This is a genomic window from Pseudomonas sp. NPDC086251 (assembly GCF_044746405.1).
Taxonomy (GTDB): domain Bacteria; phylum Pseudomonadota; class Gammaproteobacteria; order Pseudomonadales; family Pseudomonadaceae; genus Aquipseudomonas.
In genome coordinates this window covers 82,246-105,714 of record NZ_JBIVBY010000005.1, presented here as the reverse complement: position 1 = coordinate 105,714, position 23,469 = coordinate 82,246, and the positions used below count along the sequence as shown (strand labels likewise).

Genomic DNA, 23,469 nt, shown 5'->3' with positions numbered 1-23,469 from the left:
CCGTACCGTGCTTATTACCATCGTGGGATGAAACGGTTCGATGCCGGGCCTGGGCTCCAGAACGGTGCCGAGTCGGCTGGCCGGCTCGTAGACGGCGGCATGCCTCGATTGGAATGTATCGCCCCGCGGCGGCCTGGTTCTGGATTGACTCGAGTTCCGCAGCGTGCTAATTCCCACCGTGGGGTGAAACGGTCGATGCCGGGCCTGGGCGCCAGAACGGTGCCCGAGTCGGCTGGCCGGCTCGTAGACGGCGGCATGCCTTGATTGGAATGTATCGCCCCGCGGCGGCCTGGTTCTGGATTGACTCGAGTTCCGCACCGTGCTTATTCCCACCGTGGGAATGAAACGGTTCGATGCCGGCCTCGGTTCCAGAACGGTGCCCGAGTGGGCTGGCCGGCTCGTACACGGCGGCTTGCCTCGTGAAATGCATCGTCCCGCGGCGCCCAGTTTCTGGATGGCGCGGATTCCACACCGTGCTTATTCCCACCGTGGGACAAACGGTTCGATGCCGGGCCTCGGCTCAGAACTGTGCCCGAGTGGGGTGGCCGGCTCGTAGACGGCGGCATGCCTCGATTGGAATGGATCGTCCCGCGACGCCCTGGTTCTGGATTAACTCGAGTTCCGCACCGTGCTTATTCCCACCGTGGGAATAAGCACGGTGCGATGCCGGCCCTTGGTTCCAGAGGGCTACGTCGTGGCGGGTCGACTCATAGACGGCGATAATTGCCATAATTGGAATGGATTGCTTCGCGGCGCCCACTTTATGGATAGGTGCGGGTTCCGTCCCTTGCTCATTCCCACAGTGGGAATGAAACAGTTCGATGCCGGCAATGGTTTCAGCACGGTGCCCGAGTGGGCTGGCCAGTTCATAGACGTCGGCAAATCTCACGATTGGGTTGGAGCGATTATCGCCGCTCCGGTGCATCTGAGTTGAGTAGGGGGGGAGTTGATTCCGCGAGGGGAGATCAGTTCAAGACTAACTCATTTATAAAAGTCGACACTCGAAACCGCGCGCATCGATGAAGGGAAACTGCAGGGGGAATAACGAGATTAATGCACTGTATAAAGGTGGCCAGCCAACACACGCACGAGATCATCCTCCCGTAACTCGTAATCTCGTGCGAGAAAGTAGATCTGAGCTGTTTCTGAATCTGGATGGTCTGAAGCCCATTCAGCGAGTTCGTCGTGGGTCTTAAAGGAGGAGAGCGCTGAGTGTTTTGCTTCTCTGGGCGAGTTTCTCATCAATGCAAAAACGGATTCAGTTCTGTTACGAATATCTCCGGTATCGCCGACGATTGAAAATGACTCGCCGAGATCCCTTAGCGTTATTGCATCTCGTATCAGCGCTGTATTTGTGCGAAAGATGCGTGTGTGCTCATCGTTAGCAGCTATAGGCCCAACCCTTGAGGATTTCCCAGCGAGCCCACGGAGCTTGATAGGGGGAGGGGTCGATTTGCACTCCAGTATACGGTTCGCCAAGTCGGCAATTTGAGGGCCAAACCGAAAGGATAAAGTTAGAGGGAACTCACGGCCTGGAACCTTTAACATAGCGTCCTGGGAGCCGCGAAAAGCAAAGATCTGTTGTCCGGCATCCCCAACGTAGGACGCACGCTTGGCGAACGCCAGGCAGGAGAGCATGACATCTGATGCGTCCTGAGCCTCATCGAGGAACAATTGGTCGAAATGTGCAAGGCCTGGACATCCTTGCAGGTGCCAATCTTTGACATACAGATCGTGCGGGAGGGGTAGCCTGGTTCTCGACGTTACGCGCAAGGCGTCGAATAGTACTGTTGCGTAGCGCACGGCAAGATCGGCTACTACCGGTTCTCGTACCCAGGCTGGAACATGAGCAGCTGATAATGTTGATTCGGCACTCGAGCAAAATTTACTGACTGTGCCAATGATGACCTTGGCAAAGGCTTGAGCATCTATCGGTAACTTTTTCTTATGTAGATCAAACGCTTGTAGGACGTGGGAAGGGTAGAGCTGCCCAATGGTACGTCCTTCTGAGCGGGCTCCGACAGCCTCTAGAGCCAAGCTGTTGAAGGTTCGGACGACAGCGAGATTTCCAAAGAGACCTTGCACCTCCGATACAAGTTGCTTGGTATACGATAAAACTAAAAGCCGGCTTGCGCCGGCTCGATTGCAATCCTCGACTGCGCCCTTTAATGCTGTGGTCTTGCCGCAACCCGCTCCGGCCGTTGATTTAATTATTCCTCGAGATGCCTCCAATAAGGCTACAGATGCTTTCCGAAAGGCCGCCTGTTCTTCCGTAGGCGCATGCATGTTAAGCCGCCTGCAGGCCGTGGCCACGTGCTGCAGTCGCCTTGATCAGGTATTTAACCAATCGATCGCCGGTTTGAAATTTCAAGCAAAGACGTTGGATTTCATCATCTGAGAGGGAAAGCAGTTTCCTACAGGCGACTAACTCACCCTCAGAAAGAGAAAACTCGCCCCTGATTTCTTCGGACTTGTACCCCCAGTTCTCCCATTGACTGACCTTCACCGAAACCTCAATGAGCTCGCCAACGCTACGGGCCGATACAGCGCGGTCTGCAACGTCACAATGGAATGGGTCACGTACCTGGACACCTTCGCACAGTGGGCATGCATGACGCCGATGATTGATGCTCGCTACAAACTCGATGTGACAAGTGTCGCAGGATCGCATGGTGACCTCCTGGCTCCGGTAATCACGTGCAATCAGCCACGCGTCATCGAGCTCCAGGATGTTCTCAAGGTCCAGATTGCCACCGCGCAACGCTGAGTGGCTATCAAGGTACTGAGTGTGGGCAGCCATTACCGCATAGATATCAACCGCTTCACGTGGTTTCTCGGCAGTAATTAAATACGCCAGCATGAATAGGCTGGCTTCCAGAGAAACCGCGCGTTTGACCAGAAGGCTTTCTGCGTTGGGCAGGGGGCCGGATTCGGAGGGGCCACAGACCCCCAATTTTTTCCGCAGGCTAGTCACCTGTTTCCGGGTCAGGCCGGTATGCAGCCGGATGATCGCCGATCGGAAACCGGCTTTAACCAAGACACTGGCAAGTGATTCGTCCATTTCAATGCCCCTTTACGACGCTAGATATTATTTTGTTTAAGAGTGTTATCTGGTCTGAGCTGCGAAGTTCTCTTGCGAGAACCCAGGCCTCATCCAGTGAAAGAGGGGAGGGGAGTCCAGTCCGTTGAACAAGCCGGTATTCGCGGAGGTAGTCCTCATACGCGGCAACAAGCTTATCGATGTCGACCTGGAGCTCGGCACGGTCTGCCAAAGCGGTGTAGAGAAGCAGAAGTGCTGCGGCATCAGACGCTCTGTTAGGGACGCTCAAAATGTCATTCAGCGAGGGAATGTTCGAAGCGACCAGGCTGCGCACTTTTGCCTTAACGTCAGCTGGTAACAGGATTTGCTCTGCAGAAAGCCCGGTTTGAATGTTGACCAGAATTGGACTCAGTCCAGCTTTGAGCAACTGTATGGCTTGTCGTTGCTTACTCACCACGACGCCCTCCGGAGAGTATCCGCATCAGGTTGGCAATGCGTACGGTGCTATCAGGTGCGCCAACGATGATTTTGCTAAAGGAGGTTCGAGCGGCGAATGTTACTCGCCCCTGCGCAGCAAGCCGGACTCGATCTTTCATTTTGCTTGTTGCAAGCCAGTTAGCCTTGTCCGCGCAGGTGATGCCCCAATCAATCATCGCTACGCGCCCCCTAATGCGAAGATCATCTGCAATCGCGCCGAGGAGCTGGCTGATGGTTGAGACGGTAGGGGAGGGGGTTTGAAATCCAGTGAAGTTTTCTTCACTCAACGTACCGATGTTGACCAGTAGAATTGAGGATGGGAGCGATGCAAGTTCGGCCAAATCGCTTTCCGTGGCTTGGACAAGCCATTGCCGATCTACAGGAGCCAGGTCGAAATACCGGCCATAGGCTGGATCATTGTTTGTCGCCCAATCCTGAGCAACTCGGAGTGCAAGGTTCAACGCGAATGAATCCATCATGATCACCCCTCCTGCTCGAGAACAATGAGTCGGCGCCAAACGCGCAGAACATTTACCCCATAATCACGTGCCACTTGCTCAAGATCTGGGTTTGGCGTGTGGTACCGGCCTATGGCAAGAGCTAAATCGCCTTTGAATTCTTTGATGAACTCGCAAAATATCTGCGTGCCAACACGCACGTTCGTATTGAGATCAAGCAGATTCGCGGCATTTGAAACACGATGTCCGTTCCACCGCATGCTCACCTGCATGGCACCTACTGCGATTGTTCTCGTTTTGGTCAGGGCCTTATTGAGCTGATCAGCTGCCTTTGCCTTGGTGGAGGGGTGATAGGGCTTGTTGTCGATGTTTAGCGCATAAGGGTTCGGCTTGACCAAAGGGCCATCGTAGTTTTTCGACTCGACGAGGGCGATCGCATAGAGAAGTTTGGGGTCGACCTTGCAGGCTCGATTAGATTCTTCCTCCCACACTGTCCCTTTCAGGCTGAATGCCGCTGACGAGAGCGGTTGCAGCGCTATGGCAACTGCCGCCGTCAGTATGAGTTTGAGTGTGCAATCCATCGAAATATGACCCTGTCCTAGTGCATAAATGGTCTTTCGTTCGGGGCGCATTCTACCCATGGTTCAGGATGTTTCAAGGTGGTTCACCACAATATGACCCTTCTACAGTGTAGATTTATTGCGTCTATCAGACGAGCGGTATCCACATTGTCACAATTTTGACTGGATTTCTTTCAAAATGCGGCAAAAAGTGGCTCAATGCCATGTTGTTGACACTATTTTGACCTCAAAGTGATATTACCAACATCTACACTGTTAGCTCATTTATCTACTCTAAAAGGGTCACATTTCAAGGTTTTGATTTACACCAATGAATGGGTGTAAATTGACTCGGTATAAACGACGTCAAAATTAACGCCTATAAGCTGCCCGGTGAGGTTTCGCTGAGGGTAGCGCGATGGTCGCAATTGAACAGAAACCAAGGTGGAAGAGCCGAGGATCGCACTACATGCAGTACGCCGCTGAAGCGACCAGTCATCCAGCTTTTGTCACACGCGTGACTGAGCTGATGAAGGTTCGAGAAATTTCCGCAACGAAGTTGGCTCAGCTATTGGAAGAATCTGAGTCTACGGTCAAGAATATGCTGTACAAGGGAACCTCGTGCACACGTGAGCGTCTTGTCCAGTTGGCCCGTGTCCTTGAAACCACAGTTGAGTACCTAGCAACTGGATCCGATACCACGAAAGTTGACGACTCAGTTTCTTTGATGGTTCAAAGTCCTGAACAATTGGCTTTCACCTTAGGCATCCTGGTTAAGGAGCCCCCTGCGATAGTCGTCGAATCAGTGCTTCGGACCTTGCCGATGCCTCTCAGGCTTTTGAGTGAGTACGGATTAACGCCGGAAAGCACCAGGGCAGTGCTAGTGAATACCGATGCTTTAAAATCTGTCGTTTCCCGAAATGACATCATTCTTGTCGATATTTCCCAGAAAACACTTCACGAGGGTGTTTATCTGATTTCTATCCGAGATTCCGTAGTCCTCCGCCAAGTCTCTCCAGTTATCACTGGTTTTGCCTTGACGTCGACAAATCCCAATATCCTGGGTACCACTGTTCCAATTGACCCTGAGACAGGTTTTCCTAAAAACGCAGATACACGGGTGATTGCCAAGGTTGTTTGTAGAATGTCGTTAAGTGCACTTTAAAATAAAAGCCCGCTGATGAGCGGGCTTTGTATTTTCAGGCGAGTGACGATTTGAAAGCAGGCCTATTTCGGTTCAGCAGTTGGGCCGGTGGGCTAGTTTCAGGGGCCGGACTCACTACTGCCGATACGACCTCATCGACCTGGGCTCGTCCAACCGCAGTTGGCTGATTTGGCTGCTCCCGGTTGCCATTCAATTGGTCCTTCGTGGGCTTTTCGATCGGCAGGGGAGGAGGCGTAACAGCTGTAACCGCATCTCCCACTTCCACCCCGCTGTGTACTGCATCCTTAGGTACCTCATCCTGCGCATTAGCTGCCTTCACCTCATTGCCAGGCACGGGGGCCGGCATTGGCATCCTTACGCCTGTGGATTGTTCCCCCTCAAGCGTTTTCTCTGTCATCAGGCCGAGCTGAGCAAGGTAGAGAAGACGCCTGGCTCGACGCATTTTGGGCGTGCTCTCTAGATCCTTATAGAGAAGCTTTGACTCCGATGTCAGCTTGACCAGCATTTTCAGAGTGTCGTCGTCTAACTTGCCCATGTTCATTTCCTTAACCGTGGTTCAGCCAATACCCGAAGGCATTCGAGATTACTGGTCGGTCCGAGGTTAACGTCTTGGCGCGGGGGAAAACCTGTTGAGCTGCAGATTTGTAGCAGTTGCCTCCACCACCCCCAAGCAGCACGAAATCGACTGCTTCCCCGTCCAGGAAGCGCATCTGCTGCTTCATGTTCAGGAGGGCTTTGGGTGCCACGATGTTGGACGCCTGCTCGATGAATGGGCCCAGATCGACTTCGTCACCAAACAGAAAGACGTGGTTGCGACCGTTCTGCATCGCGATTTCAATCTTGTCGCGGCCAGGTCCATTGCCCCCAAAATCTTTGGCGATTTCTACGTTGATTGCATCCAGAAGGGCACTCATGGCCTCCATGGAGGAGTCCGATGAATCGCGGACAATATCACCCCGGCGAAAGACAACCCAGTCAACAGAGAAGAACCCAGGGTCGAGCACGAGAAGGACTGACTCCTCAAGGATTTCTGGGTTTGGATGGGTTGCGTAGATGTAGTTCAGGGTGCCGACAGGTTGAGGGAGCACCGTGACCTTCTTCACAGTGATCTCGCGTTTGGGGGATACCTGGTGGGTACCTGTCAGTTGTGCAGTTAACCGCTCGACCAGCTCCACATTACGAGCTTGTTTCACGGGCAGGCCGGTGATCAGGTGGTCAATTACAGAGCGGCCGTCTGCGCACACTTCGCTGATCGACGCATTGAAGAGGGCGCGATAGGTATCGGTCGATGGATAGTCGGCGTGGAGTTCACGTTTAACTCCCGAGCGGCCCGGGTTCACGAAGCCGACCCACTGTTCGTTGTTCAAATAGACGTAGTGCTCTCCATCCTTCAGGTCAATGTTGCCATTGAGGCTGGTCACAGGTGCCGCTTGGGCAGGTCGAACCATCAGGCCAGGTTGATCCTGATCGGCATGACCGTACGCCATCTTCACGTTCGAATATCCGATGTCCAGACCTACAACGAAGTCGCCGGTGGGTTTGTTTTTGCTGGCCATGTTGCTCCTTAAGCTCTCGCTTGGGTTTTCTATTGGTCCGAAGCTGTTTCATTCGGTCGACAATCGATCGACAATCGAAACCAGCTGGCGGAATGGAGATTCTGTCTTCAGTGGTGCCGTCCCTTTGCTCGAACTTTCTTCGCAGCACAATCGGACGACAAACGCACTTCACGCTCAAATCCTGCCATCGATTTCCAATATGCGACCCCCCAATTCGACCCAATTTTCAGTCCCGGCAAAGGCCGCGAAAATGGTGCTTTGCGCTTCCGAGCGACTCCGCAGCGATATGGAGCTTAATTATCGATAAATTCCCTTATAGGGGAAATGCAGCCATCAATCCGAGTACATATGACAAGAAAAGTAATCTAGGAAGGTAGATTCCCCTATAAGGGATTCTGTCGTACTACATTCCTGCCATAACTTTCAGCCCAAAAGCAGGGCTAGATTCCCCCTATAAGGGAATTTCGCATTCGTGTAGAGTTTTGCCGAAATTGGCAATTGGGCCATGAATTTTTGCCCCTTCGGAACAGTTCGCTTTTCTAGGGGGAATCTAGATTTCTGTATTCCCATTATAAGGGTAGGGTAATGATTGATCCGATAGAGCACCCTTCAGTGCGTGGCAAGCTGAGCGCCAAGTACCTCGAGATGATTCGCGAGCTCGACACTATTCACTTCATGTTGAGGGATCAGGCAATCGAGCTTAGGGACGCATTCTTTGCGGACGCAAAACGAGAGGGGAAAATCCTCTACCGGACAGTGCAGGTGAAGGTGAATAAGCAGGAGTCTGTGTCGATCATTTGGAAGCGAGTGAGCTTTGTCGACTTGCCTGGGGGTAAGAAGAAACAGAGAACGACGGCGATTCCAAAAGGTAAGGGACACAGCTACAGAGAGGACGCGGTTGTGAAGAAAGCGGACTACTGGTTACAGCAACTGTTTCACACCTATGAGCCCAAATTCGCAATCATCCGAGAAAGTCTCGTGTCGAACATGAAGGCCCGGAAGACGCTATTGGAGCTACAGCGTCGGGTGAATGCTAATCCTCCGATTGAATGAGGGTTGCACATTGGCGAGAGGGTATAGAGTCGGGATATCCAATTAACGAGCAGGATTGACCATGAGCAATACGCCTCACGAGACCTTGATCACCATTGATAAGGTAGAGCTGGACCTTTGGGCCGACATCTACTGCAAGGCAAGACTTGCCAGCCTGATCGATGTGACCCTCTCTGAGTTTCTGCAGCGCCCCTACGAATTTCTGAAGGAGTCAGGCCCAAGCGTCAGCGCTCGACTGCTTGGAGAACGGTTTCTTTCCGATGATGCCGGCGCAGGTCAAGATTTCCAGGGATATTCAGCGCGCGTGGGAGGGTAGTGATAAGAAGCTGCGGTTGGATCGCCAGCATTTGCAACTGGTCCATAGCTCTTGCGGGAAGGAACGCTGAATCAGAGGCGAAGAAAATGGACAGGGATAGCAGCAGCGCTGCTAACAGTGAGGCCGGACCTGACGGTGCAGAAGTGGGATCAGAAAACGACTTTCAGATCTGCTAATCGACAGGAATACGCAGGGCTTAGGCTGTCCGGCCTGGCCCGTGATCGGGCCAAGTCGATCGTTCTGGCAAGTTGTACTGTTCCACGACCAAATCGGGAGTTGATCTCGTCAAGAGTGGACATCAACCGGTCTTGCGACGTGTTGTCGTAACCGAACAGGTCCTGTTGGCTCATTGCGTCGGCCGGCTGTATGCCCATCAGCAGAACACCTGCCTTGGAAAACCGAATACCTGGCTTGAATATACTGCGCGCAGATTGTGAGGCAGCGCTGGCGAATACTCGGGCGTCAGACGCAGGCTGTGCAAATGGGACAGTTACCGTCTTGGCATACGGGGCTGACTTAGTTTCAAAAGGACTGGTGCGCGCATACACCCGGATAGCTGAGGCAGCAGACCCTTGTTTTCGGAGTCTGCCGGCTGCCATTGAGGCGAACTCCACCAGAGCGGCAGTCAGAGCATCCAGCGTCTCTATTCGCGATCCGAAGGATCTACTCACGTTGATCATCTCGCGGGGGCCATCGTTGCCCTGCAGGTCAACCGCGCAGATGCCATTCAACTCCAGTTGCGTACGAAGGACTGTCACCGGGAACTCACGCTCAATAACGTGTCGTGGCACTCTCGCAAATTGAGCGGCTGTGCTTACTCCCATTGTGGCCAGACGGGCGCTTAAGGAAGGCCCAATCCCCCAAACCTCACCGACGGGCGTCAACGCAAGTAACTGCTCTCTGTCGATCGGAGACATCAAGTTGCACAGGCCGGTTTTCAACACCCGCTTGGCCCCGTAGGAGCCAAGTTTCGCCAGGGTCGGTGTAGGGCCAATCCCGGCACCGGTACCCAGACCGGTCCACGCGAGCACCCGTTCCCTCGCCTGAATTGCCAACTGATGTAATTGCTGGTCTGACATGCCGTGGCCATGAAGGAAGCACTCGTCGATGTAAAGGAAAGGTGTCAAGCCATGGACATCAATCTGAGCCTATGAAAATGGGCGATCGCGTGGATCCCATATGTCCATAGAAAACCTCCATTCAACACTGGGATATTAGAGCTACGTCCATGCTAGCTACCCGTAAACCTCCGCTCGATCCTCCTTAGAGCTATATGGATAATTGCACTCAACCTGACCATCCGTTTGCAGTGCCATTGCCCACTCATTTGCATTCGACCTGACCAGTCGTCTGCATGGGATTTGACCAGCAAACCGGTTGGCGCTTACCAGGAGAAGTCGACCCTTTCCAGCCGCTCACCGTTTGACAAGTATGCTCTTAGGCACACGAGGAGGGATGCGTGGTGTTCTTCTGTGGGGCGGGAACTCCTACCGCACGCTACCGGGATTCGGGGGGTAGTGGACAAGCTGTACAGCATCCTGGCGCTGGTCCCGAGAGCAAGGGGCGGTACATACCGATGTTCATGCAGAGTCCTGCTTGCCACGACGTCAAGTGGAATAAAGCTAGTAACCGACGCCTACATTGATGAATCGTTTCAGGATCTTGTACTTCTTGCAGCTTGGACGTTATTCTAGCGTCATGCAACTTGCAGAGAAATCGTTCGCGGATCCAGTCGCAGAGCGAACTATTGAAGCCCTAGCAGGCGACTTGTATCGGGCAAGAAGCCACGCCAACGAAACACGGCATTTATGCCAGCTCATGAACCCAGAAAAGTACTAAAGCAATATCTCAACCTCGTTCGGGTCTCTACTACTCTAACTGACGCCGGTGCATCACCATGTCCATGCCTCTGGACTATACCCTCGACACTAGGGCCCCTTTAGCTTTGAACTTCAGGGGAGTGTTCCAACCCCTACTTTAAAACTGTAAATGCGCCCAAACTTTGATTAAACGACTGAATCTTTACTTATTAAGACACAGTATTACTTTGCCAGGTATGGGAAATTGTCTTTTCCACAGCCATTGGCCTGTATCTCTCGTTTTCACGGTGAAAAACTATGACTCAAATACTCCTCACTGTGAAAACCTGTTTCTCATTTTCGCTAAAGCGTCAACGTTGTTTCCACCGAGTTTTTACAATGAAAATCATGGCTCCCATTTTTCACCGTGAAAACAGACCTGGGTCGCATTAGCACTTAAGCTCAACCAGATTCCGCCAGCTCTCGATTTCACAGTGAAATTACTGACCATTGAAATTATGCATGTCATCAACGATACACAGGCGCCGCCGACCATAACGTCCTGCTGACCGGTTACCTGCTTGATTACAAGATTTTCACTGTGAAATCTTACCGAGGCATGCTTTACTTCGGCCGTAGACCGCCGTCCGGATGCCCTATGACCTTCCGAGGATTTGACCGGCTGAGCCAGGATTACGTTATCAGACCTTCGGACGGAGCCTTTATAGAAACATGCGGATAGGAGTCTGATGCGAGGCGAGCAGATAACAGCTTTTTAGCCGCGAAGGTGTGCACCACTCACTCGGACTCTGGCCGCCGGCGACGTCATAGCGACGTGGCATACAGGCGTGGGCCAGCAGATTTCGTAGGCAGGCGCAGACCAGAAGTTTTCGAGGTCAGAATCTAAAGACAGAGGCGAAGCTTGCATAGGACAGGTTTTCATCGTGAAAATCTGCTATATGCAAAAGGCTGGGGGTGCAGAACCTATGTTATGTTAAAAAGTAGCAAGCCTTCGAGAGGGCGCTATGGGTTTTCACTGTGAAATCAGAGTACCTGAGCCTGCAACCGAAGCTCATGCGATGCAGATTTCACTGTGAAAACCGCTAACCGCACTTATTTTCGCGCTAGCGACGGCTCGCACGGGGGGCAGGCATAATGCAAACGGTGACAAGTTATTTAATACAGAGCGCATATACGTACTCGTTATCATTCATACAAGATCGTGTGATTCATACCGAGTTACACCCACAGGCTCAATTTAAGCTAACCCTAGATACCTCGGAAAGCACATGACTTCCATCGCACTGGTACTCGCTGAAGGCTATGGAACCATTTTCGAAAATGCCGATCGCTCCTCCGACCGAGCCCCGCTGATGAGCGGGTATGTTGAGTTCATGCTAAACAAAGGCTTAAACTCGAGGTTGCCGTCAGGTTGAAGAAAAAGGCCAATTCGGAAGAAGTTTTACTCACTCTCAATTGGTGGCATCAATGCCAGCCTGTTCAAAGAGAGCGAAAAGGAAAGTTTTCACCGTCCTTTGGCCTCGAAGATCTTGGACGGTGATCCAGAAACAGTCCCTCGATCCCTGCTCTTAACGCTGTCAATCGTCTCTCTGTGGCCGAGATCGGGTTGGCCGCCGCCATCACAATCAGTTGCACGGAGATGTAGTGACAAGCGGGTTTAAAACGGATGTCCGAGGGCACTCGGCCAAACGCTACTGCCGCCTGACTGGCCTCTCGACGTATCACGTTGTAAGCCAGCAAAAGCCCGCATACTTCCTGATAGATCAGCTCAAATTTTTTGCTGCGTAAGGTCATTGCATTCTGTTGCATCGAACTCTTGATGCCCCTGAAACCCAACTCGATCTCCCAACGCTCCTGATAAAGCCTGGCGACGGCGTTGGTGTTGTAGGTCTTGGCCGGCAATGACGTCATGACGGTCTTCACTTTGCCTTGAATTTCATAGCTGACTTCGCGTACTTCCCAGTACGATGGAAGAGCCAGGATTCGCTTTCTGGCCTGCGGTGAGACTTTCATACGCACCAAGCGGTCGTACTGGCTGTAACGCGCCACTTCCTCACAGACCAGTCCTTTTTTTGCCGGGATCAGCCAATGACGGTTGGTGCCTGCATTGCCCAGGCTCGACAGCAGCTCGGCGCCCCAGAACCCTTTGTCGAACAGCGTCACCGAGTGGTCTGGAATTTGCTGCAAAAGCTCGTCGGCCAAGCGCATTTCACTCCGTCGGTAGGGCACAATTGAGCATCCAGGATCACGTGCGAACGCATTTATCAGCGCCACCAAGCGCAACATCGGAAACGGTGTCTGGCGGTCGCTTGAAGTGTTTCCCGATCCAAAGTGGTCTCGAAGCTCGGGCGTATCCGGGGTACGCAAGAGTGCTCCATCCACCGCGAACACTTGCAGATCATGCCAGGCATCACCGTCATAGCGCTCCGCGCCCCATTGGGTGCCGGTCTAGCGGAACAACCACTCAACGGGACCGGCGCCGAGTCGCTTGCGCGCCTCGGTTACACCACTGCGGACCAACAGGTGGTCGCAGGCCAGGACTTGGCGCAGATGTTCAGATGTCTGGTCACCTCGTGAACCGGCTCATCACGAAACAACGCCACGCCAAGCACCAGCCAAAGCACTTGATCTGCGGGCAGGCGACGTCGGCGGAATGGTCGCCTGACTGGAAAGATCCAGCGCAGACGCGACCCACTTTATGGGAATGTTTTGGGTGAAAGTGCTCAGGTCGCAGGAGTTGAATAAGTCGCCGAGGTCGAGCAGGTCCTGTTGAACAAACAAAAAAATCCGATGCCAGAAGGCTGGTATCGGATTTTCGATGAAGCCCGGCTTGGACTCAAATACTTAAGTGAACAGCATTACGCTACTGAGCGGGTTTTTTTTTGAATAGATTCCAAGCATGCGCTGCTTCTATATATAGCTGGCAAGGAGCGCATCACCGTCAACAAACCATACACCACGGCAAACCAAAGCAATGCTCACTTAGTTACGCTGATCATGGGATGACGTACATGCCATCCCCCCAATGACGTGAAGTGTAGAGGTCCAGTTTTTTTGGACCACTCTGTAGGAGTTTTTAAGCCACCTGCTGCTCGAAGAGCGCTGGTGGCAGGTTATTCGAGGCGGAGTGGCAACGGCGATGGTTGTAGTGCGACACAAAATCGATCACATCCTTCTCCGCCTCGAAATGATTTTGGTAGCCGTTTTCCGGCATCCAGTCATGCTTTAAAGTTCTGAAATAGCGCTCGACCACCGCGTTGTCCCAGCAATTACCGCGACGGCTCACGCTATGCACGATCCGGCTTTCGGCCAAGCATGCGGCAAATCGGTCAGAGGTGTACTGACACCCCTGGTCTGAGCGGAACAACAACTCAGGCATCGAAACTCAACGGCTAACTTAAGCGCTTTGATCGATAGGGCCGTGTCAGCGGTTCTGGAACAGGCCCATCCAACAATTCTGCGTGAGAACTGATCCATCACGACAGCCAGATACAACCAGCTATTCCTCACTTTGATGTAGGTGATATCGCCTGCCCAGAGCGTGTCCGGCCGGACCGGATTAAAGCGACGATCGAGTATGTTCGGTGCCGTAACTCCAGGCTTGGTGGCGCGACGATAGTGCACATAAGTTAGTCGACGTGGCGAGATTGAGAGTCTTTATCAAGGAGCGCATTCGATGGCGCCCGATAAAAACTCCAGCAATTTTCAGCTCCTTGGACAATCCGCGAGCACCCAGAGCGTCACGATGTTCTTTATGCAACGCCCGAATTCTCAACTCCAGATCTTTGTCGATGGCAGGAGGCAGAGTCGGTTTACGCTTCGCGTAAAAGCTACTGCGAGCCACGCCCAGGACTGAGCACGCGTGCCGAATCGACAGGGCCCCTCTAACGCCATCAATCATTTGGTTCGGCTGAACAGAACCTTCAGATGAGAGGGCAATTGCTTTTTTAAAACGTGGTTCTCGGCCTCGAGCAAAGCCAATTTCGCCTGCAAAGACTCAATTAACTCCTGAAATTGCGGTCGGGTGGGCTTCAAAATGCCAGCGTGCACCCGACGCCAATGCAGGATCATCGACGCAGAGCTGTCGGACCCACCCCCGTGTGCTGACAGGCTTGAGGGATGGAGCAATTCATTTCCACAACTAGGCGTATGGCTTCCGCCTTTTCTTCAGCATTAACAACCCGAATCCCACAATGCGTTCTTAGGTCGATACTCCTACAGCATGGTCCAAAAACATTGAGCCACAACCAGGTGAATTCTACGACTAGGCCACGTCCAATATTTTGCCGAACCCTTCACGCCGGCACCATCTGCCTGCGTTCATGCGGTTGCGCGAGCGTGCCAGGCGAACGGTACACCCCCAGGGGAAAGGTCTTGGCCGTGGCACAGTTGGCTGTCCACCCTGCTCAGGCTGATGCGAGCGCGTTTTCACAATCTCCGGCGGAGTCGTCGGCTTCAAATGTGCCACGGTTAGTTCACCTACATTCGAGCATCGGCACAATCATGAAAATTGACTAAAGCCCTAAAACACGGGGCTATACAGGTAAATGTGCCATCGTTAAGAACATACAACCTCCCCCCATCCGAAAATGTGCCATCGTTAGAGCCTGAACTTAGTGTTCTTTTCTGAAATGTGCCAGCGTTCGGGGGTTATAGCCAGATACGATTACAGACGCTTTTCACCGTGAAAATGGTTGTTGATCTGAGCGATCCAGGTCGCATGGGAACCGTTGATACAAGCCCTTGTCAGGGGAAGCGGAAGGGGCTGCAGAGACTAAGGGACGATGAGCATCCTAAATGTGCCGTCATTAGTGGGCTGTCGACTCTCATAGCCCCTTGATCCACTTAGCAAAACCCAAATGTGCCACCGCTAGAGCATCGCTGAAGTAAAACGCCAAAAATGACTTCCAACAGTTCCATACTTAGGGTTGTGATGTGCCACGTTTAGATAGGCACATATGAAAAACATCTCATCCCAATTCGTTGGACGCCTTTAAATACGAGGATTACAGGTAATGTGCCATTCTTAGTGAGTAATTTCACTAAGCGCAGCACAATCCAATGATGGATCTAACGATGGCACATGAACGCCCTAATGGAGGCGCATTTCACTAAGCCTGGCACAGCAGTGCTCTAATGATGGCACAAATGGCACTAGCGCTGGCACTATAGGGCCTAACAATGGCACACAAAAAGCGATAGAAGCCTTATAAACCGCGGCTTTGCGGGATCTACTAACAAAGCTTCTAAAAAGCAGTAAAAACAGAAACAAGCTGTTGTTAGTTTTTTTGGATTAACTAGGCGAGAAGCAAAAGCGAAAAAGCGACTGTTCAAGCTGAACACTAACCATGGAACAATTCGACCCTGAAGATGGCACCGAGAAAAGATTGACCCTATCGCAAACGTTCGGATAATGTGCCACCACAGTCACCCAATGGCACATTTTAGATGGACACCTCCTCAGCACGACCACGAACAAAACGGACACCTGATGCGCCAACTCGTGGGAATCAAACTCCCACGAAGCGTAAGCGTGCTCCGAAAATTCTTGTGGTCAGGGAGATTGAGACCTCAAAAGCTGTTGAGCTGAAGAAAGCTGTAGAAGCCCTGGCGATGCGAAACGTTTCAACGACCAGTGATTTCACATTCCTGCAACGCAAGCTGTACAACACACTAACTCAGTTCGCCCAACAGAGACCCGACACTGAGATGGTCCACGATATCCCAATCAAGTTGGTTGAGGAACACGTTGGTCATACGACCTCGAACAGCAGGGACCACCTGAAAAAAGTCCTGAAGGGTATGACCCAAGTACAGGTGGAGTTCGATTACAAAGGCGAAAGCCCAGGTCGGAAAAGCGGGTGGGGCGTCGCAAACTTGATCGCTGAGGCCTACATCCTCGACGACAATCAGACAATCCGCTACTCATTCCCCGCCGAATTAAAACGCCGGCTACTCGATCCGACAATTTTCAATCTGATTGATCTGCGAATGCAGTATCACTTCACAAGCTACTCCGCGCTCTCTCTACACGAGCTCGTATCCCGGTACTACGGGTTCTCTCAGAAAGAAACCTTTCGCGAGCATTGGACCGCCTGGAGCGTCCTGCTATCAGGTTCAGCAACCCCGCATGAGGAATTCCGAGACTTCAATAAGATGCTTGGCCGTGCAGTCGACCAGGTCAACAGTATTGAAGGGCGTTTCAAAATCGAAGTCGTCATGACTAAAAATAGCCGCAAGTACGACAAGCTATGGTTCAAACTTGAGCCCCTGATGCAACCTGAGCTTGGGCTATCGCCAGCGCCAGAGATCGTAGGTGCTGAGGTTTCTAAGCGGCTGAGAGCTCTGTCCTTGAGTGCCAAGGATATCGAAGAGCTGGGAATGAGTCACGATGAGGAGTACCTGCTGGCACAAGCGGACTACACAGAAGCGCAGATGAAGAAAAAGGATTCTGTCGCCAGTCCAGCTGCTTACTTCAAAGCAGCTGTAACCAACAACTATGCTAAGGCGCCAAGCAAGCAGAAACCGGCGGATGGCCCAGCTTCTGCACCGAAACCGCCAAAGAGCGCCAAAAAGCTTGCAGCTGCTACACAGACTGCACCGGCGAATCAAATGAATGTCCTTCTCGAACAATGGGGTGCTGCACAGCGCACAACGATTCGTGACGAGATCAATACGCAGAGCTCGGAAGAGCAGCAATTGCTGTTGGCGATGTACGAGCCGCAGCTGAAGAAAGACGATCTGGCTTACAAGCAATACAAGTCGAAGGGCTTGAGCCCAATGGTACTGAATTGCCTAGTGGCGATCATTTTTGAAGATCGCTTCAAGGAAGCCCCGACATCAGACCAGCTGTTGCAATTCCTGCTATCCGCGAATGCCAGTGGCCAAGCATAAAAGTTGAGGGGTTCAACCCTGCGAGGATGCCATTAGGCCGCTTCGTTTGATCAGGACCAGCAGCGATTCAGCAGTGAGGAACGGGGCATTTTTTCAACATTTGCTCCATCACCAACGTGATAACCGAATAGCAATCACCTGGTCCGATCGGTAACGACCTCGAGGCCATATAGCATTCTCCAATAAGAACACTTTGCCTGCTGGTTTTCCAACGAGAACCATTTTTCGTTCTGCACACCGTGGCCTTTGCCCTCGAACTTGCTCTAGAGTTGAAGCAACGTTGCCAGCACCGAGGATAACTTCAAGCTCAGTCAGAGCAAGCGACCCCTTGAGTAATTGGACGGCTGGGTGCGTCACAAACTTCGCTGCATCCTCTGGCGCCAATGGAAGCAGCCATCAACGAGGGCGCATAATCTGATGGGCTTGGAGATCGACGAAGGACGCGCTCGCAGATCTGCGTCCAATGGGCAGGGCCCGTGGTGGAATGCCGGTGCATCCCATACGAATCTTGGTAAAGGGAATGGACGGGGATTGGTTTGACGCGGTGTTGGGTGATGCAGTGGTTTACGAGCGGCGTTACGAGACCAAAGGGGTGTTGTCCGGAGCCAAGGTCAAAATTCTTTCAGACAACTACGGCCAATTTACATCGGTCGTGATGAAGGTCAGTGGACGAGTAAGCACAATTCCCTGGATACGCAATCTTGCGGAACCGGATTACGCAAATTTCTGGCGAAGCCGGAAACCTCTATTTCTGGAGTAATGATTCGCCATTGGTGAGGGAGCAAAAACAGCGCCAACTTGATCAATTGTGCCATCCGAACCATCGAGCACTAACGATGGCACATCTGGGGAACGGCAACTCCCCTGAATTCATGGGCCGCAGCGGTGTTAAAGGTCCGCCACTAATGATGGCACATTTCAACACCGCCGGGCGGTCCCGGCGCCGATGAGTCCGGGCCACCCGAAACGATGTACCGAACAACCCCATTGAGCGATCTGTGTCGTTCGTCAAGTCAACCGCAGAGTAGGAGTAACCCCATGAACGTAGCGAACCATTCGACAGTTGTCGGTTGCAGCGCCTCAAGTTCGGCTTCGATAGCGGCGATAACTCACCACGACTACACCTTTTGAATGAGGCACTTCGATTCGAATCGTGGCCGGAAGAGCTTGAGGGGCCGCTATCGAAGACAATGCCTTGACCGGAATAAAGGCAGTTTGCAGTGCCCGGTTTTTCTGCGCATGCACCCGAATCCATTTATGGACAAGGTTTGCATTGAGGTTGTGGGTCAAGGCGACATTGGCAATTGAGGTGTCAGACTGGGCGCACTCGGCAATGACCTGGGCCTTGAAGGACTCGGAATAGGAACGGCGCTCTTGGAGCATGGGCGTCCGCTTAAAAAGGGCTAAAAAGGGTGTCCACTTAAATTGATCTGACCCCGAAAAGTTGGACGCCTTCTATGCCCGCCGTGCTTGAGTCCTGTATTCCACAGGGCTCGGGCCACTTAGTTTCAGCCTGATTCGCGAATGATTGTAATAGTGTATGTATTCCCCGAGCCCCGCTTCAAGCTCATCGAGATTGTTGAATTTGTTCAGGTAAAAGAACTCGGATTTCAACGTACCAAAAAAGCTTTCCATAGCCGCATTGTCATAGCAATTTCCTTTGCGGGACATGCTTGGCTTTACTGCGCGCTCGTTCAGCACGCGCCGGTAAATAGGCATCCGGTATTGCCATCCCTGGTCGGAGTGCAAGATCGGTTTATCGCGCGGCCGCAGCCGCTCAAAAGCTTGTCGTAGCATCGCACCGACCATGTCGAACAGCGGGCGCCTGGCGGTCTTGAAGGCGATGATTTCGCCGTTGTAGGGGTCAAGTATCGGTGAGAGGTAAAGCTTCTGCCCGCCGACCCGAAACTCCGTCACATCGGTTACCCATTTCTGATTCGGTCGTTTGGCATCGAACTTCCGCTTCAGCAGGTTCCGCGCTACCTGACCCTCTTCGCCTCTATAGGCGCGGTATTTCTTTATGCGCACACGGCTTTTCAACTGAAGCTCGCCCATGAGGCGCTGAACAGTCTTGTGGTTCACGAGATGGCCCGCTCGCCGTATGCGTCCGGCCAAGTCATCTACCCAACCCCGCAACGCCAGGACATGGTGTGCACTTAAATTTAAGTGGGCACCGGTTCTAGCCTTTTAAGCGGGTATGTCATGCAGCCAACACGTCGTTCTTATTCCAAATCCTTCAAGGCCCAGGTCATTCAAGAGTGTGCCCAGCCCGGCGCTTCGATTGCCAGCATCGCCCTCACCCATAGCCTCAACGCAAACCTCGTCCACAAATGGATTCGGGTGCAAGCGCAGAAAAGCACGGCGCTTCAACCTGCATTCATCCCATTGCCTATGCAAACGACGGCGCACCTGTCTTCATCTAATATCAGCGTTGAGATTCTGCACCCGCGCGGCACCGTCAAAGTGAACTGGCCAACCGATAGTGCTGCTGCCTGCGCCGCTTTCCTTCGAGACCTGTTGCGATGATCCGCATCGACGCCATCTGGCTCGCCACCGAGCCGATGGACATGCGCGCCGGCACTGAAACGGCTCTGGCTAGGGTGATCGCGGTGTTCGGTGCGGCGAAGCCGCACTGCGCTTATCTGTTTGCCAATCGCCGGGCCAATCGCATGAAAGTGCTGGTACACGATGGGATAGGGGTTTGGCTGGCCGCACGTCGCTTGAACCAGGGCAAGTTTCACTGGCCAAGCCTTCGACAAGGCAGCGAAATACAGTTGGATACCGAACAACTTCAGGCCTTGGTGCTCGGTCTACCTTGGCAACGTGTTGGCGCTGGTGGTGCAATTACGCTGCTTTAAAAGCTGTAATTAGCGTCTTGGCTGGCTGTCGTCAGTGGTCTGCTTTGGTAAAATCCACGGCATGACTTCCTCGCCCAATCTCGATCAAATGACTCCCGACCAACTGCGTGCATTCGCTGCGCAGCTGCTATCGCAAGTCGAGACCATGGGCAAGACGGTTGAAACCATGGGCAAGAAGATCAACCGCGATCAAACGGTGATCGAGAAGCTGACCCACGAGATCGCACAACTCAAGCGTTTGAAGTTTGCCAAGCGTAGCGAGCAGATGAATCCTGAGCAGGCCAGCCTGCTTGATGACCTGATCGATACTGATATCGCGGCGATTGAAGCCGAGCTTCAGGCCTTGCAAATAGCGCCAGTGGCGACCGAGAAAAAGCAAAAGCCCAAGCGCACCGCCTTGCCGGCAGAATTCCCACGCACGTTGATCCATCACGAACCGGACAACACCCACTGCCCATGCGGCTGCGCACTCAAGCGCATCGGTGAAGATGTCAGCGAAAAGCTGGACTATATGCCCGGCGTGTTTACCGTTGAACGCCATGTACGTGGCAAGTGGGTTTGCGATGACTGCGAAACGCTGATCCAGGCACCCGTACCGGCGCAGGTCATCGACAAAGGCATCCCGACTGCCGGGTTACTTGCCCACGTCATGATCGCGAAGTTTGCTGATCATCTGCCGCTTTACCGAGGAATCGATTTTCGGTCGTGCCGGCTTGGCGATTCCACGCTCGACGTTGGCGCAATGGGTTGGCATGACGGGTGTGCAATTGCAGCCCCTGGTCGATGCCCTGCGTGACGTTGTGATCGGGCAGCAGGTCGTGCACGCGGATGAAACACCGGTGCAAATGCTCGCTCCGGGCTCGAAGAAAACCCACCGTTCTTATGTTTGGGCGTACGCCACCAGCCAGTTCTGCGAAACAGCCGCTGTCGTCTACGACTTCAGCCCCAGCCGCGCCGGTGAGCATGCTCGCAACTTCCTGCAAGACTGGAAAGGTAGTTTGGTCTGCGACGGTTTTGGCGGTTACAAGGCCAGCTTCGAACTCGGCGTGACCGAGATCGGCTGCATGGCCCATGCCCGGCGCAAGTTCTTTGAATTACACGCCACTAACAAAAGCCAGATCGCCGAGCAGGCCCTGCGCTACATCCAGTTGCTGTATGAAATCGAGAGCGAAGTGCGCGATGTGGAGCCGGATTTACGGTGCCGAATACGGCAAGAAAAAGCCGTACCGGTGATGGATAGGCTGCATGCCTGGATGATCGCCCAGCGTGATCTTGTACCCGAAGGTTCGGCTATCAGCAGAGCACTCGATTTCAGCCTCAAACGCTGGGCAGCGCTGTCGCGCTACCTCAATGACGGGGCCGTACCCATTGACAACAACTGGGCGGAGAACCAGATCCGGCCGTGGGCTCTTGGACGCAAAAACTGGCTCTTCGCGGGGTCGCTACGTAGCGGAAAACGGGCGGCAGCGATCATGAGCTTGATCCAGTCTGCGCGGCTGAATGGTCATGACCCGTACGCCTATCTAAAGGATGTTCTCACGCGCCTGCCGACGCAGCGGGCGAGTGAAATCGAGCAGTTGCTTCCGCATAAGTGGCAGCCGGTTTAATCACGCAAGATGTGATGCCCGGACGCATACGAAGCATCTACCCCATGGCGATGCGCGACCTCTCTGTGGCCTGCGCTCCCCGAGCAGTAATCTTCAACAACCGACAATTTCGTCTGCTCTGTGTACTTCTTCATGACATCCCCCGATGTTGATGTCCAACTTTCCGGGGTCAGGTCAAATTTAGGTGGACACCATCGCCTCCAAGCGATGGCATCAGGAAGGTGAGTTGCCCGGTCGCTTACAGATGATTTACATACACGACTGGACAAATACAGTGGATCAAATGTGTATGACGCCGATTTAGAAGCTCACCTGAAACAAAGCCGCTCTACTAGACTTATCGAACAAGGGAAATTTACGTAGTGCGCTTTTTGGCAGGACAATCAGATGTTTGATTTTCGAGCCTCGGGAAAGGTCATGATCCCTTCCACACCATGGAAACGAACATCATTTCGGCGATCGTTCTTCCGCGAAACACAATGAAATTACTAATCCTCCCTGTGAAAAGCCTGTAGCCCTCCAAACCGCAAGGGCTACAGCCTTGCCATTACGTCTGTCCTGATTTCACAAATTGTACTTCAACATATTGGTATGCAGATTTGGAAAGTCCCCAGTTACCCACGTTTTCCTATTTTCCACAGCTCTAGTCCGGGCTCTTCTCTTTTCGCTGTCTGCGCTCCACCTGGTGAGCTGTGTGCAGCTTCTTTTCCAAAAACTGAATAACGCTTCCAACTGAGAAAAACGCTTTAACCCGCCAAGGCCCGCAGCCAGCCTGGGCTGGAGGGTTGTTTTCATCACACGATTTTTTACGCAACTTTTAGATGCAAAGCCCGTCGGCGGGAGGGGGAACGGTGCGTTCCTGTTCGCGCTTTCTTTGGCGCGTGAGTTGTCCTGCCGAGGTCTGTTGCCCGTCAGTTCACCTGAGTTTTTCAAAGGTTATCCATTGCCTGTGTGAGAGTGCAGGGCTATAGTCGGACTACGCCAATGACGCATATAAGGGATGGCATGATCTTTATCGAGACCCCGGTATTTACCGAGGACGTTGCCGACCTCCTCAGTGATGAGGAATACCGGGAGTTCCAGAATGCATTGGCCGAAAATCCCGACACGGGTGATGTCATCCAGGGAACGGGAGGTCTTAGGAAGGTCCGCTGGGGCGCAAACGGCAAGGGCAAGCGAGGCGGAGTTCGAGTGATCTACTACCACGTTGTCTCGTCCTACCAAGTCCGGCTAATCCTTATCTACCAGAAGGGGATTCAGGACGACCTTTCAGAGGCTGAGAAAAAAGTGCTTCGCGAACTCAACAAAGGGTGGCAGTGATGGAAAAGAATCTCTTCAACCGTCTTGTAGAAAGCATGACTCAGATGGACGAGATTGATCGTGGTGAGCGTCAGCCGTCGCGTGAATTCCACGTTGACGCTGTGCAGGTAAAAAAGATCCGACAGGCCACGGGGCTTACACAGGCTCGATTCGCCAAGACGATCGATGTGGCAGTTGGGACTCTCCGTAACTGGGAGCAAGGGCGCCGTGAGCCTGAAGGACCAGCAAGAGCATTGTTACGAGCTATACATAACGATCCTGATCATGTTTTGGCTGCATTAAAACAATGATCGCATAGGAATATTATTCAGACGGCATTAATCAAACAACCGTCTCGGGAAGTGC

The 23,469-nt window shown here is 52.9% G+C and carries 20 protein-coding genes and 4 pseudogenes; 10 read left to right on the top strand and 14 right to left on the bottom strand.

Translation table 11 applies throughout. From position 1 onward, the window contains the following. Positions 1-1,050 precede the first annotated feature (1,050 nt). From ACIPL2_RS08660 to ACIPL2_RS08640, 5 genes are read right to left on the bottom strand one after another with little or no spacing between them, the layout of a single operon-like run. Complete coding sequence (locus tag ACIPL2_RS08660) at positions 1,051-2,286, bottom strand: AAA family ATPase (protein ID WP_401354968.1); 1,236 nt, start codon at positions 2,284-2,286, stop codon at positions 1,051-1,053. Position 2,287: 1 nt separating this feature from the next. Then, a complete protein-coding gene (locus tag ACIPL2_RS08655; protein ID WP_401354966.1) occupies positions 2,288-3,061 on the bottom strand; it encodes a FlhC family transcriptional regulator in 774 nt (257 codons plus the stop codon). 1 nt (position 3,062) lies between these two features. After that, positions 3,063-3,494: a hypothetical protein gene (locus tag ACIPL2_RS08650; protein ID WP_401354963.1), complete on the bottom strand. Its 432-nt coding sequence runs from the start codon at positions 3,492-3,494 to the stop codon at positions 3,063-3,065. Further along, entirely contained in the window at positions 3,487-3,996 is a 510-nt protein-coding gene (locus tag ACIPL2_RS08645; RefSeq protein ID WP_401354960.1) for a hypothetical protein, read from the bottom strand. Before ACIPL2_RS08645 ends, ACIPL2_RS08650 begins: the two co-directional genes overlap by 8 nt. A 2-nt stretch (positions 3,997-3,998) precedes the next feature. Continuing rightward, positions 3,999-4,556 (bottom strand): transglycosylase SLT domain-containing protein, encoded by a 558-nt coding sequence (locus tag ACIPL2_RS08640; RefSeq protein ID WP_401354958.1) that lies wholly within the window; start codon positions 4,554-4,556, stop codon positions 3,999-4,001. Between the two features lie 448 nt (positions 4,557-5,004). On the opposite strand from ACIPL2_RS08640, the gene ACIPL2_RS08635 reads away from it, so the two are divergent. Further along, complete coding sequence (locus ACIPL2_RS08635; RefSeq protein WP_050682275.1) at positions 5,005-5,700, top strand: helix-turn-helix domain-containing protein; 696 nt, start codon at positions 5,005-5,007, stop codon at positions 5,698-5,700. A 34-nt stretch (positions 5,701-5,734) separates the two neighbouring features. On the opposite strand, the gene ACIPL2_RS08630 is transcribed toward ACIPL2_RS08635, so the two are convergent. Then, a complete protein-coding gene (locus ACIPL2_RS08630; RefSeq protein WP_401354955.1) occupies positions 5,735-6,235 on the bottom strand; it encodes a hypothetical protein in 501 nt (166 codons plus the stop codon). A gap of 10 nt (positions 6,236-6,245) precedes the next feature. Continuing rightward, positions 6,246-7,256 carry a hypothetical protein gene (locus tag ACIPL2_RS08625; protein WP_401354953.1) on the bottom strand — a complete coding sequence of 337 codons (1,011 nt, stop codon included), beginning with the start codon at positions 7,254-7,256 and terminating at the stop codon, positions 6,246-6,248. Between the two features lie 585 nt (positions 7,257-7,841). On the opposite strand from ACIPL2_RS08625, the gene mobI reads away from it, so the two are divergent. Together mobI and ACIPL2_RS08615 are read left to right on the top strand one after the other, a co-directional pair. Beyond that, on the top strand, positions 7,842-8,309 hold the full coding sequence (gene mobI, locus ACIPL2_RS08620; RefSeq protein WP_050682272.1) for a conjugative transfer protein MobI(A/C): 468 nt from the start codon (positions 7,842-7,844) through the stop codon (positions 8,307-8,309). A 61-nt stretch (positions 8,310-8,370) separates the two neighbouring features. Beyond that, on the top strand, positions 8,371-8,625 hold the full coding sequence (locus tag ACIPL2_RS08615; RefSeq protein WP_401354950.1) for a hypothetical protein: 255 nt from the start codon (positions 8,371-8,373) through the stop codon (positions 8,623-8,625). 149 nt (positions 8,626-8,774) lie between these two features. Here the strand turns inward: ACIPL2_RS08615 and ACIPL2_RS08610 are convergent, their stop codons facing one another. The 5 genes and pseudogenes from ACIPL2_RS08610 to ACIPL2_RS08590 all read right to left on the bottom strand — a co-directional run bounded on the left by ACIPL2_RS08610 (position 8,775) and on the right by ACIPL2_RS08590 (position 14,346). Then, positions 8,775-9,704, bottom strand: coding sequence for a DUF4113 domain-containing protein (locus ACIPL2_RS08610; protein ID WP_401354947.1), 930 nt, complete (start codon positions 9,702-9,704; stop codon positions 8,775-8,777). A gap of 2,220 nt (positions 9,705-11,924) precedes the next feature. Then, positions 11,925-13,226: pseudogene (locus ACIPL2_RS08605) on the bottom strand (IS4 family transposase). Between the two features lie 295 nt (positions 13,227-13,521). Next, positions 13,522-13,824: an integrase core domain-containing protein gene (locus tag ACIPL2_RS08600; RefSeq protein WP_401354945.1), complete on the bottom strand. Its 303-nt coding sequence runs from the start codon at positions 13,822-13,824 to the stop codon at positions 13,522-13,524. Further along, entirely contained in the window at positions 13,728-13,955 is a 228-nt protein-coding gene (locus tag ACIPL2_RS08595) for a DDE-type integrase/transposase/recombinase (RefSeq protein WP_401355214.1), read from the bottom strand. The genes ACIPL2_RS08600 and ACIPL2_RS08595 overlap by 97 nt, the downstream gene beginning before the upstream one ends. 49 nt (positions 13,956-14,004) lie before the next feature. After that, the gene (locus ACIPL2_RS08590) at positions 14,005-14,346 is read right to left on the bottom strand and encodes an IS3 family transposase (protein ID WP_401354943.1); all 342 of its coding nucleotides are present in this window, start codon (positions 14,344-14,346) and stop codon (positions 14,005-14,007) included. A gap of 1,547 nt (positions 14,347-15,893) precedes the next feature. Between ACIPL2_RS08590 and ACIPL2_RS08585 the strand changes: the two genes are divergently transcribed. Both ACIPL2_RS08585 and ACIPL2_RS08580 read left to right on the top strand, forming a co-directional pair. Further along, the gene (locus ACIPL2_RS08585; RefSeq protein WP_401354940.1) at positions 15,894-17,339 is read left to right on the top strand and encodes a RepB family plasmid replication initiator protein; all 1,446 of its coding nucleotides are present in this window, start codon (positions 15,894-15,896) and stop codon (positions 17,337-17,339) included. 300 nt (positions 17,340-17,639) lie between these two features. Next, positions 17,640-17,846, top strand: a pseudogene (locus ACIPL2_RS08580) (group II intron maturase-specific domain-containing protein); the annotation flags it as partial. Positions 17,847-18,419: 573 nt separating this feature from the next. Here the strand turns inward: ACIPL2_RS08580 and tnpA (ACIPL2_RS08575) are convergent. Together tnpA (ACIPL2_RS08575) and ACIPL2_RS08570 are read right to left on the bottom strand one after the other, a co-directional pair. Next, positions 18,420-18,722 (bottom strand): IS66-like element accessory protein TnpA, encoded by a 303-nt coding sequence (tnpA, locus tag ACIPL2_RS08575; RefSeq protein ID WP_401354937.1) that lies wholly within the window; start codon positions 18,720-18,722, stop codon positions 18,420-18,422. 72 nt (positions 18,723-18,794) lie between these two features. Next, positions 18,795-19,442 (bottom strand): annotated as a pseudogene (locus tag ACIPL2_RS08570) (IS3 family transposase); the annotation flags it as partial. A gap of 99 nt (positions 19,443-19,541) precedes the next feature. Here ACIPL2_RS08570 and tnpA (ACIPL2_RS08565) point away from each other — a divergent pair. From tnpA (ACIPL2_RS08565) to ACIPL2_RS08545, 5 genes and pseudogenes are all read left to right on the top strand, one after another. Continuing rightward, positions 19,542-19,865 (top strand): IS66-like element accessory protein TnpA, encoded by a 324-nt coding sequence (tnpA, locus tag ACIPL2_RS08565; protein ID WP_401354935.1) that lies wholly within the window; start codon positions 19,542-19,544, stop codon positions 19,863-19,865. Beyond that, positions 19,862-20,197 carry an IS66 family insertion sequence element accessory protein TnpB gene (tnpB, locus tag ACIPL2_RS08560; RefSeq protein WP_401354932.1) on the top strand — a complete coding sequence of 112 codons (336 nt, stop codon included), beginning with the start codon at positions 19,862-19,864 and terminating at the stop codon, positions 20,195-20,197. Before tnpA (ACIPL2_RS08565) ends, tnpB begins: the two co-directional genes overlap by 4 nt. Positions 20,198-20,258: 61 nt before the next feature. Then, a pseudogene (tnpC, locus tag ACIPL2_RS08555) lies at positions 20,259-21,804 on the top strand (IS66 family transposase). Between the two features lie 1,005 nt (positions 21,805-22,809). Further along, entirely contained in the window at positions 22,810-23,124 is a 315-nt protein-coding gene (locus ACIPL2_RS08550; RefSeq protein ID WP_401354929.1) for a hypothetical protein, read from the top strand. Continuing rightward, a complete protein-coding gene (locus ACIPL2_RS08545) occupies positions 23,124-23,414 on the top strand; it encodes a helix-turn-helix domain-containing protein (RefSeq protein ID WP_401354926.1) in 291 nt (96 codons plus the stop codon). The genes ACIPL2_RS08550 and ACIPL2_RS08545 overlap by 1 nt, the downstream gene beginning before the upstream one ends. Positions 23,415-23,469 lie beyond the last annotated feature (55 nt).